This window comes from Paenibacillus sp. LC231, assembly GCF_001860525.1.
Taxonomy (GTDB): domain Bacteria; phylum Bacillota; class Bacilli; order Paenibacillales; family Paenibacillaceae; genus Paenibacillus_AQ.
The window spans coordinates 111,170-133,236 of sequence record NZ_JFOM01000049.1; the positions used below are offsets into that span (position 1 = coordinate 111,170).

Annotated in this window: 17 protein-coding genes; 12 read left to right on the forward strand and 5 right to left on the reverse strand. The window is 50.2% G+C overall.

What is annotated here, in order from left to right:
- The 3 genes from AK95_RS26065 to AK95_RS26075 form a co-directional block, all read right to left on the reverse strand.
- Window positions 1–492: a cation:proton antiporter regulatory subunit gene (locus AK95_RS26065; RefSeq protein ID WP_071222829.1), complete on the reverse strand. Its 492-nt coding sequence runs from the start codon at window positions 490–492 to the stop codon at window positions 1–3.
- 235 nt (window positions 493–727) lie between these two features.
- On the reverse strand, window positions 728–1,072 hold the full coding sequence (locus AK95_RS26070; RefSeq protein WP_162487655.1) for a hypothetical protein: 345 nt from the start codon (window positions 1,070–1,072) through the stop codon (window positions 728–730).
- Between the two features lie 140 nt (window positions 1,073–1,212).
- Window positions 1,213–1,404 carry a hypothetical protein gene (locus AK95_RS26075; protein ID WP_071222831.1) on the reverse strand — a complete coding sequence of 64 codons (192 nt, stop codon included), beginning with the start codon at window positions 1,402–1,404 and terminating at the stop codon, window positions 1,213–1,215.
- A gap of 214 nt (window positions 1,405–1,618) precedes the next feature.
- On the opposite strand from AK95_RS26075, the gene AK95_RS26080 reads away from it, so the two are divergent.
- The 11 genes from AK95_RS26080 (at window position 1,619) to AK95_RS34620 (ending at window position 18,432) form a co-directional block, all read left to right on the forward strand.
- The gene (locus AK95_RS26080) at window positions 1,619–2,242 is read left to right on the forward strand and encodes a copper amine oxidase N-terminal domain-containing protein (protein WP_071222832.1); all 624 of its coding nucleotides are present in this window, start codon (window positions 1,619–1,621) and stop codon (window positions 2,240–2,242) included.
- 53 nt (window positions 2,243–2,295) lie between these two features.
- Window positions 2,296–2,727 (forward strand): zinc ribbon domain-containing protein, encoded by a 432-nt coding sequence (locus tag AK95_RS26085; RefSeq protein ID WP_071222833.1) that lies wholly within the window; start codon window positions 2,296–2,298, stop codon window positions 2,725–2,727.
- Window positions 2,728–3,039: 312 nt separating this feature from the next.
- A complete protein-coding gene (locus AK95_RS26090) occupies window positions 3,040–4,596 on the forward strand; it encodes an extracellular solute-binding protein (protein WP_071222834.1) in 1,557 nt (518 codons plus the stop codon).
- A 29-nt stretch (window positions 4,597–4,625) separates the two neighbouring features.
- A complete protein-coding gene (locus AK95_RS26095) occupies window positions 4,626–6,416 on the forward strand; it encodes a cache domain-containing sensor histidine kinase (RefSeq protein ID WP_071222835.1) in 1,791 nt (596 codons plus the stop codon).
- Window positions 6,417–6,454: 38 nt separating this feature from the next.
- Entirely contained in the window at window positions 6,455–8,065 is a 1,611-nt protein-coding gene (locus tag AK95_RS26100; protein WP_071222836.1) for a response regulator transcription factor, read from the forward strand.
- A gap of 21 nt (window positions 8,066–8,086) precedes the next feature.
- Window positions 8,087–8,491, forward strand: a complete 405-nt coding sequence (locus AK95_RS26105; protein WP_071222837.1) for a hypothetical protein — start codon at window positions 8,087–8,089, stop codon at window positions 8,489–8,491.
- A 658-nt stretch (window positions 8,492–9,149) separates the two neighbouring features.
- On the forward strand, window positions 9,150–10,118 hold the full coding sequence (locus AK95_RS26110) for an ABC transporter permease (RefSeq protein ID WP_071222838.1): 969 nt from the start codon (window positions 9,150–9,152) through the stop codon (window positions 10,116–10,118).
- 16 nt (window positions 10,119–10,134) lie between these two features.
- Window positions 10,135–11,052, forward strand: a complete 918-nt coding sequence (locus AK95_RS26115) for a carbohydrate ABC transporter permease (protein WP_071222839.1) — start codon at window positions 10,135–10,137, stop codon at window positions 11,050–11,052.
- Window positions 11,053–11,145: 93 nt separating this feature from the next.
- A complete protein-coding gene (locus AK95_RS26120; RefSeq protein WP_071222840.1) occupies window positions 11,146–12,678 on the forward strand; it encodes an extracellular solute-binding protein in 1,533 nt (510 codons plus the stop codon).
- Window positions 12,679–12,803: 125 nt separating this feature from the next.
- Window positions 12,804–17,459 carry an S-layer homology domain-containing protein gene (locus tag AK95_RS26125; protein WP_071222841.1) on the forward strand — a complete coding sequence of 1,552 codons (4,656 nt, stop codon included), beginning with the start codon at window positions 12,804–12,806 and terminating at the stop codon, window positions 17,457–17,459.
- Window positions 17,460–18,327: 868 nt separating this feature from the next.
- Window positions 18,328–18,432, forward strand: a complete 105-nt coding sequence (locus AK95_RS34620; RefSeq protein WP_127596271.1) for a YjcZ family sporulation protein — start codon at window positions 18,328–18,330, stop codon at window positions 18,430–18,432.
- A gap of 184 nt (window positions 18,433–18,616) precedes the next feature.
- On the opposite strand, the gene AK95_RS26130 is transcribed toward AK95_RS34620, so the two are convergent.
- Window positions 18,617–19,375 carry an aminoglycoside adenylyltransferase domain-containing protein gene (locus AK95_RS26130; RefSeq protein WP_235613235.1) on the reverse strand — a complete coding sequence of 253 codons (759 nt, stop codon included), beginning with the start codon at window positions 19,373–19,375 and terminating at the stop codon, window positions 18,617–18,619.
- Between the two features lie 200 nt (window positions 19,376–19,575).
- Here AK95_RS26130 and AK95_RS26135 point away from each other — a divergent pair, with 200 nt between their 5' ends.
- Window positions 19,576–20,277, forward strand: coding sequence for a 4'-phosphopantetheinyl transferase family protein (locus AK95_RS26135; RefSeq protein WP_083397733.1), 702 nt, complete (start codon window positions 19,576–19,578; stop codon window positions 20,275–20,277).
- An 88-nt stretch (window positions 20,278–20,365) separates the two neighbouring features.
- Here AK95_RS26135 and AK95_RS26140 read toward each other — a convergent pair whose 3' ends face one another.
- The gene (locus AK95_RS26140; RefSeq protein ID WP_071222843.1) at window positions 20,366–21,940 is read right to left on the reverse strand and encodes an FAD-dependent oxidoreductase; all 1,575 of its coding nucleotides are present in this window, start codon (window positions 21,938–21,940) and stop codon (window positions 20,366–20,368) included.
- Window positions 21,941–22,067 lie beyond the last annotated feature (127 nt).

Genomic DNA, 22,067 nt, shown 5'->3' on the forward strand with positions numbered 1-22,067 from the left:
TCAACCACGTCCGTTCATCAAGATTTGTTTAAATAGCCGCTGTTGTTGACGTTCACCGACGACAACGAGAGTCGAGTCCGGCGTAATAATAACGTCAGGTCCGGGATTGATTTGTTTACTGTTTTTATCAACTGTGGCAATGATGGTTGCACCTGAGGCTTGCCGTACGCCCAAATCACCAATCGATTTGCCTGCCCCGTAATAATGGGGCTCGATGCGATACCATTCGATAATCAATTCGTCCAGCGCGATGTCGATCGTTTCCAGCGCTTTAGGTTTATAAGTGAGACCGCCAACGATGGCGGCAATTTGGCGAGCCTCATCATCATCCAGGGAAATCATGGAGATGCTTTCGTCCGGATCGTCATGCTCATAATGGTACATTTCACGTCGGCCGTCATCGTGGATGATAATGACCAGTTTATCACCACCGCGGGTATCAATTACGAACTTCTTACCAATTCCGGGCAAATCTGTTTCGCGAACATGCATAGGTTAAAATCCTCCTAAAAATACACTTTTTTAGTTTTTTGCAGACCGGTCACACGGATCTCAAAATATACGCAGCCAAATACAATAATCCATTCAGGATGAAATTGTACAGTCTTTAATAAACCTATGTGCATACGTAAATCATCACAGGTTGATCGTAGGGTTGCCTGAGAAATGAGAAATTGGGCGAATTTAAGAAACCGCAGTCAGTTTGAAAGCGAAAAAGGGGAGGATACTAAACGAACTTCGATGTGTATTTAATGGGGAATAATAATAAAAGCCGGAGTCGAAGCGGAATGATCGGCCGATAAGGCAGACGTGTTTTGGGAGCCTGCAGCATGAGAACGGCCGACATCAATAAGAACAGCGGCAAGGCATTGCCGGCTGCCTTAAGTTTGGAGAGAATGTGAGAGTGTTTCAGAACAGCCGCTTTCAGATGATGGTCATGCTTGTATACATACCGCTCATCATGGGTTTCGCTGCTGTAGTACTCCTGGACGGGAATGTAAAGGGCAAATGCCGTAACCAGAACAAGTACCAGCATCCAAAGAATTCTTGCTGTTTTTAAGAAACAGTTCACGGTTACTCCCCCTTCGTCCCAAGCTTCTATGTTAATCATAACATAAAAATAATCGTTCTCAAAATGAGAACGATAAATTATTTTTGAACACTTTTACAGATTGATTTCATTTTTTACATTATATTGAAGCGAGACTTGTCTTACTTTTTGCGAAGTTTATCGTAATTTTCCGTATCGGGATCGATATCGATTTTCGATTCATCTTTGTCTTCCAAAACGCCAAGGACCAGATCGTCGAGTTTATCGGTTGCGGCTTGATCCGGACGATCGGGTTCGGGAATAGGGTCAACGCCGGGGAACTGTCCATCATATTCAGGTTTCTTTTTATTCATCAGGGCCTCATTCCTTTCTGGCAATATTTTGGCACAAAAGGATCTGTTATATGTAACGAATAAACGCTGGGGTTGAAAATGAAACAAGGCAAGCGATCATCAGCATGCAATAGTCTTTCTTCTATGTTATGTAGCCCTCTATATATTCATCTGCTATATACAAAATATGCTAGAATGTAGTGGAGGAATATTATACCAGGGGGTAATGTTAGTTATGAAGAAAAAAATGCTGTGCTGCACCATCGCTTTATTGCTTGTGTCCGGTTCGGTTGTTTCTGCTCATCCGGGAAGAACGGATGCCAATGGCGGGCATACCTGCCGTACCAATTGCGAACGCTGGGGTCTGTCTTATGGCGAGTATCATTATCATAATGGCGGAGGGAGCTCTTCAGGCAGCACATCGTCTTCATCGACGCCTAAAGCCAAATCATCGAAGAATAGTACGACAAAATCCACTGCGCCGAAGCCGGCAGCTCCTGCTTATGCCAAGTCGGGTCTTAAAGTTTTCGTTAACGGCAGCGTGGTGAAGTTTGGCAGTGAGCCGTTGGTGTATAACAACGTCAATCTGGTGCCGCTGCGGGAAATCGCTGAAGGAATGGGTGCTGAGGTTACCTGGAATCGCGAAGCGGCCAGTATTGGCGTGCAAAGAGGCAATCATAAAGTAACACTCACGATTGGCAGCACAACAGTCTTTTACAACGGCAAATCGGAAACCGTTACGGTAGCTCCAAAAGTGATCGACGGCGTGACGTACGTTCCGATTCAGGTGTTTGCAAGAGGGCTTGGTGCTGGCGTGAACTATACCGATCATGATAAAATTCTGAGAATCTCCTTATAGGAATAAAGTAATTAAAGCTTCAAACGCGGGTGAACAGAGAGAGGTGAACATACTTGAGTTTTTTTGATAAATTTAAGGCCGGTGTGTCCGACGCCGGAAACAAAGCCAAAACGCTGGTGGAGATCAATCGGTTAAAGCTGCAGAACAATGGTAAAAAAAGCGACATCGATGAACAGCTTCTGGAAATCGGCAAGGTTGTATTTGCTGCAACCGAAGCTGGGAAATGGCCGCCTGATCAGGATAGTATTAAGAGCTACGTGGCCAAGATTCATCAATTGAATTTTGAAATCGAACAAAATCTGCTTCATATCGCCAATCTTACGGATGAGAAGGTATGCAGAGGCTGTGGGAACAGCTCCGCTATGAACGCTAAGTTTTGTGCCCACTGTGGCCGTACGTTCGAAGTGATCCAGGTGCAATCGGAAGAGCAGCGTAACGAAATTCCGCTTCTGGAACACGGCAGCGATCAAGAGGATCCAAAATAGTGTTGGTCTAATTGACCTCACGAGTTTTTGGGCGGGCCGATCAATTGGAGCGGGAGCTTAATCTTGCATGTGTGTTGTGCCAAACAATAACACGAGCTGTAAAAAGGGACGTCATGGTCCTTGATGTCAGGATGAATGTTTTGTTATAGATAGAGCCGCACCCTGGTTTGGGAAGACCGGGGACGGCTCTTTTCTTTTTATCCGGGGTGAAGGAAGCTGCAAAACATTACAGAATGATTATAAAGGTGAGCGTGCTCACCATAAAATCGTTATATAGTAATATTAGCTTACTAGCTGAGGGAGTGAGGACATATGCCGATGAACAAGGCCTGTAATGATGAGTTATTTCAACATGGGAATCGAAGGGTGTCAAGGCTGCTTAAAGGTAACGTTCTATTGCTTCCCGTCTGTGTATTTCTGATGCTCCTTGCTGCCGGGTGTAACAGTACGGACTCTGAGGGAGAACATCCGCCGGAGAATCAACCGAAGAGCGCATCCATCAGCATCGTCATTTCCAGTCTCGGGATGACGTTTCCTGCCGGGATGGACGAGAATGACAATCCGTATCTGAATTACATTGAAGAGCGCACGGGACTTGAAATCGGAGTTAATCTTCCGCCGCCTGAGGTATACAACGAGAAGCTGGATGTCATTATGTCCTCCGGCAACTTGCCGGATATGCTTCATACGTATGAACCGGTGTGGTTCGACAATTATGTCAAGCAAAAGGCATTTATGCCGCTGGATGAGTTAATCGACAAGTACGGTCCCCATCTAAAGGAGAAAATTCCGCCGGAGGTCTGGGATCGGGTTCGATATGGCGGTAAAATCTATGCGGTTCCGAGCTTGAATGAGGTGACCGGGGCAGAGCTGATGTATGTCCGAAAGGATTGGCTTGATCGGCTAGGCCTGGAGCCGCCTGAAACACTGGAGGAATATTACGAAGTCATCCGTGCCTTCACGCTCGATGATCCGGACGGCAACGGTGTGCAGGATACGATCGGCCTTACGCTCACATCGAATTTGGGCAGATCTTCCCCGTTCTTCGGAGCCTTCGGCACGCAGCGTAATATGTGGTTTGAACGGGACGGGAAGTTGGTGAACGGAAGCATTCTGCCTGAAACAAAGGAGACCCTCGCGTTTTTTGCCAAGCTGTATCAGGAGAATCTGCTCGATCGAGAGTTTCCTCTTAACCTGCAAAATAATCTGTTCGAAAAAATAGAAAATGGCACGGTGGGCCTCTTCTCCGCAGCTTGGTACGATACGCGGGGACCGATTGCGGCCAATATGAGCAAGGATCCGGAGGCAAAGTGGATTCCGCTACCGTATCCCACGGGACCGGACGGACTCAAAGGGGTGGAAGGCAAGGATATTATCCGCGGCTACAATGTCATTCCCGCCGAATCGGAGAAAGCAGCCGAAGTGATTAAGTTTCTGGACTTTATCGCCAGTGACTATAAGACGCTGAAGCTCGGCTTCGAGAACGAAATCTGGCGTTGGGAGGAGGGGGCGATCGTTACGGATTTTGCGCTTCACGACAAGCATTTGTACCGTGGAATTTATCAGTCGCTTGTAGATGTGCCGGACCAAATGCTGTTTAAGGAGCGGCTTGACTCACTAGGCGATTTCAACCTATACAACAACTTGCAGATGATTCATTCGCATATAACCCCGAATGCATTCTATGGCGTTCCCACACCTGCCATGACGAAGTACAGCAATAAGCTTAAAAATCTGGAGGATGTGTTTACGAAGATCATTATGGGGCTGGAACCGCTGGATGCCTTCGATGACTATGTGAAGAGGTGGAAGGAAGAAGGAGGAGATGAAATCACGAAGGAAGTGAATGAATGGTACTCCAAACAATGATGTCGGCCGCCAAAGGAGGGGGGACTCGAATGATGGCGTTGATTCGCTGGGTACGGGATCGGTTTTCGCAAAATATTCAAACCCGCTTAACCGGTTATTTTCTGCTGATCCTGCTGCCGCTGGTCATCATCAGCCTGTTTGCGGTGGAACGGTCCCGGGATATTCTGTATGAACAGGCGGTCGAGCGGACGGAGATGGCGCTTTCGTCAGCGATGAATCATTTTGATCTGGCGCTGCAAAACGTGGAGGAGATATCCACCCTGATTGCAAGTGATCCTGGAATGAATGAGCTGTTGAACAAAAACAGCACCAACTTCTCCCCTCATTCGATCGTGGATTTCTCGGATATATTGGATCAGTTATTGAATTCCGTTTCGGTGAACCGGTTTGTATCCCAAATTTCGGTGTATCATCCGGCATCCAGCAGGTTAATCTCTACTCATTATGGCGGCAAAGAGCTGACGGGTGAGACGCAGCGGGAATGGCTTGTCGAAGCTGCCCGGAGGAACGGAACGGGGATTTCCTACGTGATGTCGGAATCCCCAGTGGCGGAGGGCATCACTTTTGGCCAGATGACGAATACGGACAGCGTCTCCTTGATTCGTGCGATGGACCTGTACAACAGCGAGCGGCAGTCGAATCTGCTGGTGGTGTCATTTAACAAGAGCAAGCTGTTAAATATCATCAAGACGCTGCTTCCCTCCGAGAACAGCCGTATCGCCCTGTTGAACGAAAAGGGACAAGTGGTGGTGGAGACCGGCAGAGTGCATGAGGATAACATTTCCGACAAGGATATGACCGTAGCGATTGACTCGGATTACTCCGCATGGCGCCTCGCGCTGGTTCAGCCGAAAAGCGAGCTGTACAAAGAGACTGATCAGCTGCGCCTGTTCACGGTTGCGATCATCGGGCTGAGCATCCTGCTGGCCATCATTATTTCATGGGTGGTTTACAGCGGAATTGCCTCCCCTGTGTTGAAATTGTCGCGCGGGATGAAGCGGCTCAGCAGCGGGGAGCTGAATATTCATGTCGATACCAAGCGGAAGGACGAGTTTGGCTTTCTCATTCAGTCGTTTAACAAGATGGCCGTCGTACAGAAGCATCTGATCGAGGATCATTATGAGCAGCAGCTGCGATTAACGACGACCGAGTTGAAGTTTCTGCAATCCCAGATCAACCCGCATTTTCTATACAATACCCTCGATTCGATTTACTGGACGGCCAAAAACTACGATGCGGATGAGATCAGCGAGATGGTAATGAACCTGTCGAAGTTTTTTCGGTTGAGCCTAAATAAGGGCAGGCAGGTGTTCACGATTGAGGAAAGCATCACCCATCTGCACTACTATTTACGAATTCAGCAGCTTCGTTTCATGGACAATTTCACTGTGGATTATCACATTTCGGAAGAGAGTAAGGATGTTCCGCTCCTTAAGCTCCTGCTCCAGCCTTTGGTGGAAAATGCAATCATTCATGGCATGGAGGGTAAATCCTCCGGAGGGAGCCTGGTCATATCCAGCCGGATCGAAAAGGGGCAGACCGTGGTTATTAGCGTACAGGATAACGGGCCGGGGATTAAGGAAGAACGACTGCGTTATATCCAGCATGAGCTGGAGATGATGAGTTCGCGCAGCGTGCCGGCGTCTTCCCAGGATGAAGAGCATATGAAGGATCTGTTCGGTCTTCGGAACGTGCTGAGCCGAATGAAGCTGTATTATGGCAAGGAAGCCCAACTCACGGTTCACAGTGTCTCAGGCGAAGGTACAACCGTCACGATCTCCATTCCGCTGGATCGCTGCAAGGAAGTTAACCTGAAGTAGGTACTCATATATAGATCGCTCGAAAGGGGAGGACCTGAATGAATCTCATGATTGTGGAAGACGAACCCCGGCTGCGTAATGCACTGGCTTACAATATCCCGTGGGACAAGCATGGAATTGAAGTGGTGGGTATGGCGTCCAACGGTGTCGAAGCCCTTGAGCTTGTAAGCCGGAAGAAACCGGATATCATGCTGATTGATGTGCAGATGCCTGAAATGGATGGACTGACACTCCTCAGCGAGCTGCGAAGCCGGCAGGATATCAGCCGATTGACGAAAATGATCATTCTGAGCGGACATGACAACTTCGAGTTCGCGCAGCTGGCGCTGGAATACGGGGTGTCCAAATATTTATTGAAGCCTGCCGGCGAGGAGGATATTCTCGAAGCGGTGCTTGAAGCGAGGCAGCAGCTTCGGGAGGATTTGGAGCAGTGGCAGCGCAAGGCGGCGTTGGAGCAAAAATGGAAGGACAATCTTCCGCATCTGCAAAATCTCTTTTTTATTCAATGGGTGAGCGGCAAATATGCAAAACAGGATGTTCTTAACAAGAGCAATGAATTATATATTCCGTTGCAGGAGCATGACCGTATTGCGGTAGCTGTGGTCGAACTGGATCCGCTGCCCGAGGATGAGACCCGGTTTCAACGGGGAGATGTCGAGCTGCTGCAGTTTACGATGCAGTGCCTGGCCAAGGAGCTGTTGTCCCATCCCTCTCTCTGGATCACGTCGGATTCCGGGAGTATGCTGCTGATGGTGTGGATCGTGGAGGAAAATCAAGACGCCAATGAGGCCATGCTGCGGCTGAATGCCGATGTATCCAAGCTGCTCTCCCAGACGAAGGAAGTGCTGAAGTTGACGGCAAGTGCCGGCATCTGTGCTTCTATCGGGGCGATTGAAGATATGAGCCTGCTGTATGCGCAGGCCTGCCGGGCGCTTCAGGAGCGCGTCGTGTATGGACACGACCTTGCGATTCCTTACCGGGAGCAGCTCCAGCGGGATATCCAGGGCGTGATCGTGCAGCAGAATCTGGAGAAGACGCTGGAGATCGCGCTGGAAACGGCCGACGAGACGAAAGCGCTGGAGGCGCTGAAGGGGTTATGGGAAGAAGCCTTCTCCAGATCCGAATCCTCGGACGAATTTCATGAGGCGGTTCTGTTCATGAACAGCTTCTTTACCCGGATGATCCAGAAGCAGGGTTGGACGGTAAAAAAAGTCGTCGGCGAGGATATCGAATATTTTCATAACGTCAAGCTGCTGAGCACCAAAATGCAAACCTGGTCGCTCTTGGAGCGCACGGTGAAACATATCGTCTCCTTTATGAGCGAGCAGCGGAAAACGACGAGCAATCAGGTGGTGAAGGATATTCTGAACCTGCTTGAGGAGGAAATGGATCAGGAAATTACGCTGCATACGGTGGCGGATCGGCTCTATGTCAATTCTTCCTACCTCAGCCGGCTGTTCAAGCAGGAAATGGGGGTTGTCTTCTCGACCTATGTGCTGGAACGCAAAATGGAGCGGGCCAAGTCGCTGCTGCAGGAAGGACTTAAGGTGTACGATGCCGCCCGGCTGGTCGGGTACCGCGATGTCAGTTATTTCACCAAGGTGTTTCGGAAGTATTGGGGGGTGAATCCGGGGGAGTTTAAGGGATGAGTTTTGGGGGATGGACTGGGTGTGTGGGGCAAAAAAGTAAGGGCACTTGCTAACCTCTTCAAGCCGCTGCGCGGTCGTATCGTTCCTCCAATCGCTGTTGTCGCCGAATTTCCTGGAATGGATTTTACAGAGGAAGAAATTCAGCTCCAAAGGCGACCGCATTTGCTTTTCCGGAATCGATTCGTCCTCTCCGCTGGTCCGCGTGGGTCCAAACCACCCAAAAGCCTCCCCCTAGAGGTTGGGGGAAGGGAGAGATTGAAAGCCCGCTGCGCGGTCGTATCGTTCCTCCAATCGCTGTTGTCGCCGAATTTCCTGGAATGGATTTTACAGAGGAAGAAATTCGTCTCCAAAGGCGACCGCATTCGCTTTTCCGGAATCGATTCGTCCTCTCCGCTGGTCCGCGTGGGTCCCCATCCTCCCCCATGATAACGGGGGGAGGGGGCAAAATGCAGCACAGCAGAGCGTGCGCAGTTACATAAACTAACCAAACGAGCCGTTCGGGGCGTACATCCCGAACGGCTCGTTTGGTTTATACCCCCAGCCCCAACCATCGGCAGGGCAGAAGTAATCACCCGCACGGGTATGGTTTGGGGGCTTGTAGGGAGGCCAAGCTTGGCGTAAAGCAGCGAGGCACACCTTGGCGACGAAGCACGGTATTGCCGTCTTCGAATGCCAACATCATTCTTGAGCAAGCTTCAACGGAGCAGGCGGAATTGTTCTGGAGAAGCGGCAGCGGTCCCCTTTATCCCCGGATTTCAACATTGTTTCTTTCATTCGGAAGAAAACCGGGGGTAACAGGGATCGGAAGAACAATCCGCATGCGGAGTGATGAACAATCCTCTTTTTTTGGCAGTGTATTTTCAGTTTTGAATTTCAGTGGAGCAACGGTTAGCCGATCGTGACAAGTTAACACATCATGAAACACCCACCGCAACCTCATGGCATAATTACTGACGTCCATGCCCCAACACAACATCATATTACCATAAATAGTAATGATCCTCGCCTACTCAGTCCCTGCGCCGGGAATTACAATTTGTAGTAACCAAGGAGATTGAATCAATAGAAAGGGGGAGACGAGTCGATGAAACCCACGATAGAACCATCGCCGGCACCGTATAGAGAGATGAAGAAAAAACGAGGGTACTGGGGCCGATTAGGGTCGGACATATGGAAAGAGTGGGATCTTTATTTGCTGCTCGTACCGGGCATCTTGTTCATTTTGCTGTTCAAGTACACGCCGATGTACGGCATAACGATTGCATTTAAGGATTTCAACATCTTCACCGGATTTGCCGACAGCCCGTGGGTAGGATGGAAGCACTTCGAGAAGCTGTTCACGTCGCCGGACTTTGCTCAGGTATTCAAAAATACGGTCATCATCAGCTTCCTGAAAATCGTGATCTTGTTTCCGCTCCCCATCATTATCGCCCTGATGCTCAATGAGCTGAGGAATATGGTATTTAAGCGCACGGTGCAAACCGTCATCTATCTTCCGCATTTCTTGTCCTGGGTCATCGTCGGCGGATTGTTTATCGATATCCTCTCAACGAACGGAGGAATCGTCAATAAAGTTTTGGTATCCCTGGGAATGGAGCAGATTGCGTTTTTCCTGGATAACAGCGTCTTCCGAGGCGTGCTGATCACCTCGGCAGGCTGGAAGGAAACGGGCTGGAGCACCATCGTATACTTGGCAGCGTTTACAATGATCGATCCGATGCTGTATGAAGCCGCGAAGATCGACGGGGCCGGACGATGGAAGCAGTTGTGGCACATTACGCTCCCGGGGATCGCACCGATTATTGTCCTGATGTTTATTCTGCGGCTCGGAAACGTGCTGGAAGCGGGAACGGAACAGATTCTCGTCATGTACAATCCGGTGGTGTACCAGGTATCGGATGTCATTGGAACCTATGTATACCGGCAGGGTCTCGGGAACCAGGATTACAGCTTCTCGACCGCGGTTGGCTTGTTCGAAGCCGTTATATCCTTCACATTGGTCATCATGGGCAATGCCATGAGCAGAAAATACTTACAGCGCGGGATCTGGTAAAGAAAGGGTGGCGCAAATGGATCACAAAAAAGCTTTGGAAGGAACAAACACCACCCGAGGTGTCATCCAAACGTCGTTTTCGGAAAAATGCTTCTCGGTATTCAATTATACGTTCTTCATCGTGATGGGCTTAACGACCCTGCTGCCTTTCATGAACCTGATCGCAAAATCTTTGAGCAGCGAGGGAGCTGTCATATCGGGTCAGGTTGGGCTGCTCCCGGTCGGGGTTCAATTCGAAACGTACAAGTACGTGCTGCAGGATTCCATGTTCTTGAATTCGCTCAAGGTATCCATTTTTCTGACGATCATCGGAACAGCTTGCAGCTTGTTTCTGACTACGTTGACGGCTTATCCGTTGTCCAAATACCGGCTGCGGGGACGGAAAGGCCTGCTGTTGATCTTCGTATTCACGATGCTCTTCAGCGGCGGACTGATTCCGACGTACCTGCTCATGCAAAATTTGAATCTGGTGAACTCCTTCCCGGTTTTATTCCTTCCGGCGATGGTGAACGTGTACAACATGCTCATCATTAAAAACTATTTCGAGGGGCTTCCGGATGAGCTGGAGGAGTCCGCCAAGCTGGATGGCGCGGGGAATATCCGTATCCTGGTCTCGGTCATTGTACCGCTCTCGCTTCCCGTTATGGCAACGATCGGATTGTTCTTTGCGGTTGCTTTCTGGAATGACTATTTTGCGGCGATGATCTACATTACCGATCCGGCGATCAAGCCGATGCAGCTGTACTTGAAGGAGTTGCTGGTTTCGTCCAGCGGGGACTTCCTGAAGGATAATGTCGACGCCGCGATTAATGCAACACCTCAGTCCATACAAGCTTCCTCGATACTGCTGGCAACGATCCCGATTTTGCTGGTGTATCCATTCCTGCAAAAATATTTTGTCAAAGGCGTGCTGGTAGGTTCGGTTAAAGGCTAGATTATCAGAGCTTACATAATAAAGGTGGTGATGCGCTTCGTATTGTCAGATGGCAGAATTCATTGAATTTCTCAATCACAAGGAGGGTTATCCATGATCAAGATTAAAAAATCCGCGGTACTGGCCGGGATTCTCGGATTCACGCTGGCGCTGTCCGGATGCGGCGGCGGGGGAGGCGGCACGACGGACACGCCGGCGGCTCAACCATCGGACACACCGGCAAGCACCCCGAAGGATGAGGGGAACAAAGACACAACGGCTGAAAAACCGGGTCTGCGCATGATCATGCAATATGGATTGTTTGATCCGAAGACTGAGTATGTGGCCAAGTACATCCAGGAAAGAACCGGATTTAATGTGGAATACGAACTGCTGCCGGCCGAGAACGCGGATGAGAAGCTGAACCTGCTCGTATCCAGCAAAGATAACTATGATTTTGTGAAATTGAATGCAGCGCAGTTCTACAATCTGGCCTCTGCGGGAGCGCTCGAGCCGCTTGATGAGCTGCTGGAATCCCACGGCAACTATATCAAGCAATCCATTAAGCAGGAATCCTTCGGCAGTGCCACCATCGACGGGAAGATTTACGGCATTCCCGAGACCGGAGCTGGCGTAAGCATCGGGGAGGAACTTGTGGTAAGACAGGATTGGATGGACGAATTGGGACTGTCCATGCCTACGACTGCCGATGAGCTTTATAATGTGCTCAAAACGATCAAAGAGAAGAAAAAGGTAATTCCGCTCACCATGAGCAAGGATTCCCTGTACGGAGACATTGCCACGACATTCGGCATTTTGACGGATTGGAAAGAGGTCGACGGCAAGCTGGTGCATCGTGCCGAGCAGCCGGAGATGAAAGAATACATTACCTTTATGAACAAACTGTATAAAGAAGGCCTACTGGACACTGAAACACCGATCAATACCGCACAGAAGTCCATCGAGAAATTCTCGGGCGGCAATGCGGCCATGTATAAGTTGGCTTGGTGGAATGCCGGAACAACGATTGCTGCGCTGGAGAAAAACTTCCCGGAAGCCAAAACGTCCATTATTCCTTATCTGAAAGGCAAGGACGGCAAAGCGGTGGTCGGAGCCAAAGCGAACACCACTTGGTATGTAGCCATTCTGAAATCCTCGAAGAACAAGGAAGCCGCCATGGAATTCCTGAACGCGAAGCTGGAGCCAGAGACATTCAAAGGCATCGCGCTGGGTAAAGAAGGCGTCCATCACGAAGTAAAGGACGGAAAGTACTATCCGATTCTGCCGATATTCAATGATGAATTGAATAATGCGAGCAGCTTCTTGACAGGGGTAGACGAAGAGAAGTACCCAATCTACTGGCAGGCACGCGTTCGTAAGGATCCGATTCTGCAAGCGCATTTCGAAGCCTTCCAGAAAAATGCCGAAGGCATCATCGTTGTAGATCCGATGTCAACGGCACCGCCAATTGAAGCTGTATCCAAAAACCTGCTGAAATTGACGACCCTGCTCGATGACAATGTGCTGCAATTCATTTCCGGAGCGAAGCCGATTGATGCTTACGATCAATTCCTGGCTCAATGGAGAGCTGAAGGTGGAGCCGATATGGTGACCGCAGCCAATGAATGGTTTCAATCCACGAAGTAAATGACCTAAACGAAAAAGCAGTCTGCGCAAGCAGCTGCTTTTTCAAAATTCGTAAAGGGGGTGACTGTTGAATTTATATTTACGTGATCGTTCATTCTGAATAGGAGAAGGGTGGTAATCATTTGATGTATCGTTTATTTCGCAGGCGGATCGCGCTGTTTCTCAGTCTGTCACTGATCGTTTCTCTCATCGTTCCGGTTGGTTCTTCCGCGTTCGCGGATAACGAAATTCCTCCGGTTCAAAGCGAGGGTCCCGAACCGGTTACCCTGGTCTCCCAAGGCGGAGAGAGTCTGGAGTTCACGGATATCAACGTGGCGGGCGATACGGTGGAAGGGAAAAATGATTATTTGGCGCTGTATACCAGCGGCGCAACGGTTACGGGTTCCGTATATACCGATGAGGTATGGGTGCCTACGCTTCATGTTGCGGTCTCTGTGGATGCCGGCGGTCAAGTGCTGGACATTCTCGGACCGGACGTCGATCCTCCGACTACTTGGGATCCGGGAACGTTGCTTCCAATTCCGGCCGGTGGTTACGTTGTAGTGGCTGGCGGCGCCAATGCGTGGGATCAATCTGCTTTTCAGAAACCTCTCTTCAATCATAACAAAACGGGAGATACGGTGAAGCTGATGCGGGCGGGCGAAGAAGTGACTGCGGCTGATTTCCTGCCGGAGCAGCCGGGGCCGGGTCCAGGTCCGGATCCGCTGCCACCCGAACTGCATCTGATTACACTAACTGATACGACCGTGGATATTCCGGTCATTGAGATTGCGGGTTTTGTGGCAAATTATGCCGCAGATCAGGATTTAAGCGTAACGGTTAATGGCGATGAAACTGCGATTACGGCGGAAGGCATGTTTCGCACGAATGTTTATTTGGAGCCGGGCCCGAACGCGGCTGAGGTGAAACTGTTTAAGGGAGATGGCGAACTGGCAGTCCAAACACTGAATATCGTGTACGAACCGATCGAGAACCAGGATTATATTGAAGTCGAAGCGGCACCGAAGGATATTACGATCGACATTGAAGGTCCGCGCAAGAAGCTGGACTATGTCGACAAGGATGTCACGGGCGTGCCAAACATCGTGGCGATTTTTACAAGAGATTACGGCAATTCCATCACGATTCCTCAGACCAATGTCGCCGTGCAGGTGGATGCCAACAACCGCGTATTACGGGTGATCAATCCTTCGATCAACGGGAAGCCGCCTGTATGGACAGGGCCGACCGAGCTTGAAATTCCCGAAGGCGGTTATGTGCTGATGGCACAGGACAACAGCTATGCAGGTAATAACATCAAGCGCTATTTAGCCGAGAATTTTAAGGTCGGGGATATGATCAAGCTGCGGAAGAACGGGGAAGTGGTTCAGGTACGCGATATCATGAGCGGCAATGGCCTTATTGCACGGCTCACGCTGGATAACCAGACGATGTACACCGTAACAGAGGGCAGTACCGCTATCACGGGGCGCATCGACAACATGGACGACATTACCGCGATCAAACTCCTAGTGAACGGTAACGAGGTGCCTTTTGAAGCGGATGGTACCTTCACGCATAACTACACGTTAACAAGCGGCACCAATTATATCGAAGTCAAAGTGATGAAGAATGACATCGAGCAGGATGTACGTCATCTTGCGGTGTTTGCAAGACCTGATTTCTCCCCGGAAAAAGAAGTCATTCTCTGGGTGGACCAGGCTTCCAATGTCAGAAAGTTTAAAACGAGCGAGGATGTTTTGGCATTCTTGCAAAAAGCCAAGGAAACGGGCGTTACCTCGGTGGCATTTGATGTGAAGGGCGTTGAAGGTTATGTCTCTTATAAGAAGAACGATTTGACGGGCAGACCTTATGTCAGCGAGATCAAGGCACCCGAAAAAGCAGGCGCAAGTCCGGATCTGGACTTATTGCAGGAGTTTATTGATCATGGTCACGCACTGGGATTAGAGATTCATGCGGCGATCAACGTGTTTGCCGAAGGATCGATTGCCCATAACGAGTATGCGGTTCTGAACGATCACCTCGATTGGGAGGAACGTGTATATTTCGCGGAGAACAATGGCGAGATCAAGCGTCTGCGCGAAAGCAAAAAGCAGGGCTTGGTAGCCTTTGTCAACCCGTCCAATGACGAGGTTCGCAATTATCAGCTTCGAACATTCGAAGAAATCATTAAGAACTATAATGTGGACGGCGTTGTCCATGACCGGAGCCGATATGACAACGAGGGGGCCGACTTCAGCGACGAAACCCGCGTGAAGTTCGAGCAGTTTTTGCAGGCCCGAGGCAAGCAGCTTAACCAATGGCCAAACGATATCTTTTACTATGAAAACAATGTTCGGGTATACGGCCCGCTGATTCAGGACTGGTGGGAATTCCGCTCGGGGACGATTCAGAGCTTCTTCGGCGAAGTGAAGGATCTGGTGGATTCCTATGAAGTTTCAACAGGCAGAAAGATCGAGGTATCCTCTTATGTTGGATCCTGGTATGAAACGTATTATTTGAACGGCGTGAACTGGGGCAGCAAGAACTTCCGGTTCAATCCCGCGCTCGGCATGCCGGACGAATCGGTGTATACGCCGGAATACTATCAAACCGGGTATATCGAGTATTTGGACTTTCTGATGATCGGGGCTTATCAAACCACCAGCCAGGAAATCCAGAAATATATAACGCTCGGCAATATCGTAACGAACGGTGAAATTCCGCTGTATGCAGGCATTGCCATGAACAATGTGCAGGCGCCGGCCGTGCAGCGCGAAGTGTTCCAGGCAGGGCTGAAGTCCACGAACGGCCTGATGCTGTTTGACGCATCCCAGGTCAACTGGCCGATCGCGGCGGCTGCTCTCCAAGATAAGGAGTGGGTTAAGGATTACCAGCTCGGGATGAGCTTGCCGGGAAGTCCGGATTCGTTCCTGGAAGGCAATTTCTATAATATCAACCGAATCGAGGGCAATGTCAACGTGATGACGGAAGCCTTCGGATACTCCACGGGCACGAACCGCTTCGGGGTTGAAGTGGTGGTGGACAACACGGGCCACGTGACCCGCGTGGTCAACCGGAACCAAGCGATCAACTGGAGCTGGGGAGCGCCAGAAGAGAATAACAGTGTTATTCCGCAGGGAGGTTTTGTCATTTCCACTCTGGACCCGTCAGGCACGAGAACGCTGCGTCAGCTCGTTGCCAATGCTTACAATACCGGGGATCAGGTTCGTTCAGCCGTATTAAGCGGGCTGATGGATGACGAGGGCAAAGAGACCCGCGACAGCCAGCTTGCACTGAAAGGGCTTGTGGAAGTTCTCGGGCCCGGTAATGCAACTGTCAAGGTGAACGGCGCCGATGCGACTCTGTCAGCGAAAGGTGAATTTACAGCTAATGTGCCTCTGCAAACAGGCGTCAATTCGATTACCGTGGACGTGTTCGTTGACGAATTCAAAACCAACAGCAAGACGTTTGAGGTCATCCGGACTACTACGGGAGACGGCGGATCCGATCCGGGTACTCCGGGCGGAGGATCCGGTTCACCCGGTGGAGGATCGACAACACCACCTCCTAAACCGTCGGAACCCGAGCGGTTGAGCATCAAGAAAGAGACGGCACCGGGCGGTGGGACGGTTATCGTAGCGGATGCGAGCGAGAAGGGCATGCTCAGCGACGTGGAACGGCTCAGCAAGCTGCCGGCGGCTTCACGCGTGCTTACGTATTCGGTGACCGACGTTTCGGATTCCGTCGTTCTTCACTTGCCTGTTCAGGGGTTGAGTGCTGCCGTGAAGGACCTTTCGGGGGGCTCCATCGTGCTGGAATCCTCCCAAGGCCGATTGGAAATTCCGCTGCATTCGCTGTCGGAAGCTTTACAACAACGAGGTACGGCGGAAAGTCTGCAAATTCGCGTCGCTTTAGCTTCAAAAGAAGAAGAGGATCGGGTAAAGGCAGCGTTGGAGGCAGGAGCCTCCAAGCTGGATGCATCACTTTCCATAACCTTAGCTTGGAAACAGGGGGATACGTTATCTGCGCAGCCAGCGCTTAAGGGACCTTACGCTAAGTTTACCAAGGCTCTATCCAGTGTCGTCAGTCCATCCCAAACGACGGTGCTGCGGATGGATCCGGCATCCGGCAAGCTGGTCTTCGTACCGGCGCTCATTCGCACGTCGAACGGTAAATCCCAAGCGGAGTTTAAGTGGAGGGATAGCGGCGTTTACTCCGTTGTCTCCCATGCGAAGACGTTTGAGGATTTAAGCAGCCATTGGGCCCGCGAGGACATTTCGCTGCTGGCTTCGAAACAATTGATCGAGGGATTAAGTGATACTCGTTTTGGCCCGAACGAACCGATCACGAGAGCGCAGTTCACGGCGATGCTCGTCCGTGCGCTCGGATTGAAGGATCAGGGTGACCATGCGAGCTTCCAGGACGTGAAGGCAAACGATTGGTATGCAGCCGCAGTCGCTACGGCAGTGGAGCATGGGCTGATCGAAGGCTTTAGCAACGGTACGTTCCGTCCGAACGAGGAGATCACCCGTGAGCAGATGAGTGTCTTGCTGCTCCGTGCACTGAAGCTTGCCGGTACGGATCTGGAGACAGGAAATACGGACACCATTTTGGAAGGGTTCAAGGATCGCGAACGCATTGCGTCCTGGTCCGAAGAGGCCGTGTCGGCCATCGTCAAATCCGGGTTGATGGAAGGACGTTCTTCTGACCGGTTCGTTCCGGAAGCCCATTCTACCCGGGCTGAGGGAGCGGTCGTATTAACTCGAATGCTGCAAATGGCTGAATTCATTAACCGTTAAACGCAGAAGACCCGTTCGTTAATAACGAACGGGTCTTTGTTGTACATAGGTGCTCAGTATCAGCACAAAAAAACGATCTGTCAAATACGGATGGAGCATCGATCCGTATCATTAGTGATTATTTTTATTCTTAAGTGAATCCAACTAAGAATCAGCAGTATGAGCAAAGAGGTTGTTATGTACCAAGGAGTTGCGTTACCAACAAATCTGCCAAGTAAGAAAACACCGATAAATAGAAGGATGAATATAACAACTGCCAGAGACTTCACGATTACAAGCGTTAATTTATCCATAAGAAACTTTCCAATATAATAAAGTCATCAAGTATAAGTGAGTTAGAAGAACCAACTGAATCTAATTCCAACAGATATAAATAATACAATTCAACCCCACAGAACCAATAATCGAAAAGGACGCGGGATAATTAAATACCGAATACAGTTTAAAAAAACCTTCAACCAATTACCCCCTTTTTGATAATGAGACCGTAGTAGACATTCTAATTCTAAATGGGGTTACAGTACGTCGCAGAGGCCATCCATCCAGCCTTCAGTTTAATATTTTCATCATCAGTCTTGGGATTTATAACACGATATCCGATAAGAGGGGAACGATGTTTGCCGAGTTTTCTAAACGGGATCTTCCAGACCTGAATTTTTTCATACTGCGCACCTCTCTTCAGAATGTGATCAGCTCCTTAAAGTAAATATTACACAGGAGTCTTCACAAAGTTCCAATAAATAGGAGGTGAGCCATGGCATAGATATTGGACAAAAACACATTTTGACCATCATTGCCGAAATGCCCTGTCTAAGGGCATCTATGTACATAAACTGTACCATTCCACAATGCAAGGAGGTTAATATCGATGAGTTACGATAAATGCTGTCACGGCGGATATGGAACTTCAGTAGGCATTGTCTTGGTATTATTTATCCTGTTGGTGATTGTATTGAGCACTTTTTGGATTTAAATCATGGCAAAGCATCCTTGTTTAAACCCCTTCAGCTTGATTTGTGCAGCGTCCGGGTATCTCAGTAAACCCTGGTTAAGGGGGAAAACTTCCCCCTCTGAGACTTTCTTAGTTTAAGTGGAGCTCTTCCGCATAAATGGAGGTCATTCCTTCAGGAGCGTCCGGCACGCGATCCCCGCGATTCCTATTCCAGATCCTCATGGATTTGCTCCAGCATATCGCCGGCAAACGCGATGAGTTCATCCGGTTCGGAATCCGCAGGATTCTGGGCTCCGCCGCTATATTGATGCAAGGCACGTTCTATAATCCGATGATACTTCGGAGGAAGCGTGCGCAGCCCCCATTCAACGCCTTCTTGTTTGGAGGAAACCACGCCTTCCTTCAGATAGTACAGCACTCGGCACAGGTTTAGCGTGTAGTACATAGGGGAGTCAGTGATGTCTTGTACCGCACCCTCCACGTCATGGAGAATAGCTTGTATGTAATGCTGCCGGTCAACGGAAGTAAAGACCTCTTGAACGGGTTTGCCATATAGGGCAATGCCCCGATGAAAAATTACGGTGTAATGGGCGGCCAGGTCGGCGTCTTGGAATCCGCCGCATAGGTAATCGTCTTCGGTCAGGTATTTCTCGCGATGAAAGGCGGAATAGTGGAATTCAAATGGAGGCGGATAGACGAGCTCCTGCAGACTGGATTCGAGGACTAGGCTCAGCTCCAACCCCTGTCGATTGGGCATTCCATCGTGGAACGCTATGATTTTTTTGGCCAGCCGTCTCATATGATCCCGGGTAAGCTTGTCCGCTACCACGAGCAGCAGATCGATATCGCTTGTGTCCGGGTTGAAGCAGCCCATAGCTAACGAGCCATGTAAGTAAATGCCGACCAGATTGTCGCCGAGCTCCTCCTTAAACAAGTCGACCGCTTGATCCAAAACCCATTGCATGTCCACTCGCCCCCCCACCTTTCTCCCTGTAAGATATTCATCCATTATGTTCGGGAATTCTTTCCTTTGTCAATCTATTGATCTGTTCGTCCGTTTACAGTTGGAATTGGGAAGAGGGAGTCTAATAAAGCAAGCAGGGGATCTGAACGTACATATCGAAGTGAACACGTGACTATGTTTTATATTGAAAGGAGGGAGTTATGAATACTTTTCATGCTGACCAACCAAGTCATATTGAAGTATATGCAATCAAGAATTCGGACCAAATTCGCGATGAGACGTTTCGTGCCTTGTTCGATACGTTATCGCCCGATCGACAGGATTATGTATCCAAATTCAGAAGAGCGAGCGATTATCAGCGATCAGTACTGGGTGATGCTATGGTCCATCGAATCCTTCGGGATAAGCTGGGACTTGACCCGATGCATATGGAAATCGTAAGGAACGCTTATGGCAAGCCGTTCTTAAAGGATTATGACAACCTGCATTTTAATGTCTCCCATTCCGGGCATTGGATCGTGTGCGCCGTTAGCAGCACGCCGGTAGGGATTGACGTGGAGAAAATGGAGGCCATCGATATGGATATCGCCAAGCGCTATTTCCATAAAACCGAGTTTAATGCGCTGTTAGACTGTGATCCTTCCGTCCGGCTTTCCCGCTTCTTTGATCTATGGACGTTAAAGGAAAGCTATATCAAGGCCGTTGGCAAGGGCCTGCATTTGCCGTTGGATTCTTTTGCGCTGGCGCTGCAAGGCAGCGAGTGGGCACCTGTGCTTGGCGAGAACGGAGAGGCCTATTATTTTAGACAGTATGCGGTGGAAGAAGGTTACAAGCTGTCGGTGTGCGGCATTAGCCGTCATTTCCCTAAGGATGTCCAATTCGTAACCGCTGAGGAGTTATGAGTTATGAGTTATGAACGGAACCAGCAAAAACCAGCCCAAGGACGATGCCCTTGAGCTGGTTTCTTGGCGTTTCTATAATAGTGGTGGATCAGACAGGGCGCAGTGCCGGCCATGCCAGCTCGATGCCTTCACTGACGAGTTTTTGCTGGAAGCTGGCGAGTCTTTCTTCGTCGTTCCGGACTTCCGTCGGCAGAATATCATGGTCCAGGCAGTAGCTGACGCAATATCCGGCGGCCTCGCCGATGTTCCATTCTACGGGATGCAGCCGGTAGCAGCCGTTCGTAATGTGGGTGACCCCGATGTTTTTGCTGGCAGCCAGCACATTCTTCATCCGTTTCGGAATTAAGCTGCCCAGCGGGATTTGGAACGGCAGGGACGAGATATCAATGTATGGGCGCTCGCCCGTGCTCGGATGCAGATCGATCCGGTAACAGCCGATGCCGACGGAATCGTGGAACGTTTCGGCAACGCCGTCTGGTCGCGATTCGGTTGCCACATGCTGCTCAAGCACCGTAAACTCGGCCTGAATTCTTCTCGACTCGCGGATGTAAGGATACATGGCCATCCCGTCTTCCGTTCCGACCACATCGGGACGCAGGCGCAGTCCGGGATAACCCTTCCCGCCATCCGGCCGAGGCACCTCGGTCTGCAGCCAATACAGCAGGGACAAGCTAAGCTGTTTGGCTTGATAGATATGATGGGCAGCGTCTTCCTTCGGCACATCGATAATGGAGCCCAGCCAGTAGTCGTTTTGCGGCCAGTTCACAAGCGATACCGAGCTTTCGAACGTACCTTCCGCGAAATGTTTCGGGTCCAGGATTTGCCGGTATTGATAGAGCGGAAACTTGCCGTGTCCCGGAAAGATCTCATACTCGACCGGCTCATTCGTGGACGGCTTGACGGCGGTCAGGCTTAACAGCTTATCCGGCCAGAAATCGGGTTTATACTCCCGCCAAAAATCGTAAAGGGCAGGCTTCTCGATCGTGTGGTCCTCCCCCTCCAGATAATCCACGGCAAAACAATACGTAAAGCCCTGCATGTCCTGCGGCAGGGGATCGCCGTCAACGGCATGCGGTTCCCCTGTTTGGGATTTGGACTCGGCGCCGGTAACATATTCGATGCCCGCCAGCGGAAGCAAATCGCCGAGCTCGGTGGCATCCACGAAGAACGGAGCGTGAAGTGCAATTTGATCCTGCGTCTTAAGATGACGAATGGTTACGCTGTTCACACGATCCCCTGAAACGTCGGCAGACTCTGGCGCATATTGGTAGAGGATCTTAAGCCGACCGCTGTGAATGTACGGGGCCAGCATTTGTTGCAGGACGGCGAGGGCCGTGCGCGGCTCATGGCACAGCCGGCTCACGATGCCGCTGCCGGGGTTTAATTGCACATTGGATTTGGCCTTGGGAGTCATAGGGAAAAAATCGCGGTAGTACTGGCGGACGCCTTCGCGGAACTGCCGGTAACTGCGCGTGCAGCCAAAGGATTCAATCCACGGGTGCTCGTCGGGCGGAACCGCCTGGCTGGTTAGCTGTCCCCCGATCCAAGTGGTCTCCTCGGTCATGATGACCGTCTTTCCTGATTTAGCGGCGGCAAGCGCAGCGGCTGTTCCCCCTGTCCCGCCGCCGAGAATGACGATATCGGCCTGCAATTCTCGTATCATTGACAGATTCTCCTTTTGGGATAGTTTCATACATGATCCACAAGATCAGCACAACAAATCAGTGACTATTCTAATTGTAGACTCTCTCCAGCAGGAAAAGTACGGGACACAGGTGACCTTTTTTGGT